We start from the raw sequence: 535 nt of genomic DNA, 5'->3' as shown, positions 1-535 counted from the left end.
GGTCAGTGCCCGCTGACATCCGACGGCAGGACAGAGAAGAATGGTTCTTCCGTTCTCCCCTGGAGTGGCCATGCAGATCAAACTGATCCTCGTTTTTTTGCGAGGACACGGCGGAATCCGACCCGCAACCGCTGCTCACGCTGGAGGTCGTCGCGCAACCGACCATCGCGACTCTGGGCTTGAGCCTTGCCGACGGCAAGGCAATGCTCGCGCGATTGCAGACCCAAATCGTAACGCGGCAGGTTGAACTGCTGGTTGCCGGGCAGCGCCGGTGCGAAAGCTGCGGGTTGAACCGTGCCGTCAAGAAGGACTACCATGACATCCACTACGCCAGCCTTTTCGGCACTGTTCGGGTCCGCGTGCCGCGATGGCGCCGCTGCACGCTCAGCCGGCGCGAAAAGCACCAGCCACCGTAGCCGGCGCTGGATCTCGGCGGAACTTGAGTTCGTGCAAAGCCGATTGGCCGCGACGATTCCCTATGCAAAGTCGGCCGAACTGTTTGGGCTGTTGTTGCCGGTGGTCAGGGCGAACGCGC

Annotated in this window: 2 protein-coding genes; one reads left to right on the top strand and one right to left on the bottom strand. The window is 62.4% G+C overall.

Translation table 11 applies throughout. The annotated features are described in order from the left end of the window. Nucleotides 1-77: 77 nt before the first annotated feature. Nucleotides 78-317 (bottom strand): hypothetical protein, encoded by a 240-nt coding sequence (locus tag AC1DY5_RS58215; RefSeq protein WP_478123125.1) that lies wholly within the window; start codon nt 315-317, stop codon nt 78-80. Here AC1DY5_RS58215 and AC1DY5_RS58210 point away from each other — a divergent pair. Continuing rightward, nucleotides 316-535, top strand: a 220-nt coding sequence (locus AC1DY5_RS58210) for a hypothetical protein (RefSeq protein ID WP_478123124.1), incomplete at its 3' end; no start/stop codon positions are given. The genes AC1DY5_RS58215 and AC1DY5_RS58210 overlap by 2 nt on opposite strands.

The sequence above is a fragment of the Variovorax sp. P4_D9 genome (assembly GCF_056401695.1).
The sequence above is the reverse complement of the archived record's forward strand: the minus strand, read 5'-3'. Positions and strand labels throughout refer to the sequence as shown.

What these genes read in the sequence shown, in the direction of transcription:
- AC1DY5_RS58215 (WP_478123125.1), bottom strand. Translation starts at nt 317, where the DNA reads ATGGTAGTCCTTCTTGACGGCACGGTTCAACCCGCAGCTTTCGCACCG.